Annotated in this window: 1 protein-coding gene; it reads left to right on the top strand. The window is 65.6% G+C overall.

Annotated elements, in window-relative coordinates:
* Nucleotides 1-47: 47 nt before the first annotated feature.
* Nucleotides 48-451, top strand: a 404-nt coding sequence (locus ACU8YC_RS27505; protein WP_446896327.1) for an AraC family ligand binding domain-containing protein, incomplete at its 3' end; no start/stop codon positions are given.

Genomic DNA, 451 nt, shown 5'->3' with positions numbered 1-451 from the left:
TTGCTAGAGTCAGACCTCAGTTTCGTATCGATGACGGCAGGCACAACGTGAACAACCCGGACGACGACCAACCCCGCTTCTGGCGCGCCGACGCCCTGCCCTTCCTGGAAGCGCGCGCCGTCGCCGATGGCCGCAAGGTCTGCTATGCCGCGCACTGTCACGAGAGCTTTTCCATCGGCGCGATCACTGCCGGCGCCAGCACCTACTTCAACGGTGACGCCCGCGCACGGATCAGCCGCGGCACCCTGGTGCTGATCAATCCGCAGACCGTGCATGCCTGCAACCCCATCGACGGCCAGCCCTGGTCGTACCTGATGTTCTATGTCGATGCGCACTGGCTGGGGGCGCTGCAACACGAGCTGGGGGCCAGCAGCGATGGCCGCTTCGTGCCCTATGCCGCCATCCAAAGCGCCGACCCGCGGCTGTTCGGTGCGCTGACGCAGCTTCATGC

It is taken from the genome of Citrobacter sp. VF227 (genome assembly GCF_052950715.1).
Note: the sequence above shows the minus strand (reverse complement) of the source record. Positions and strands in the feature narration are given on the sequence as shown.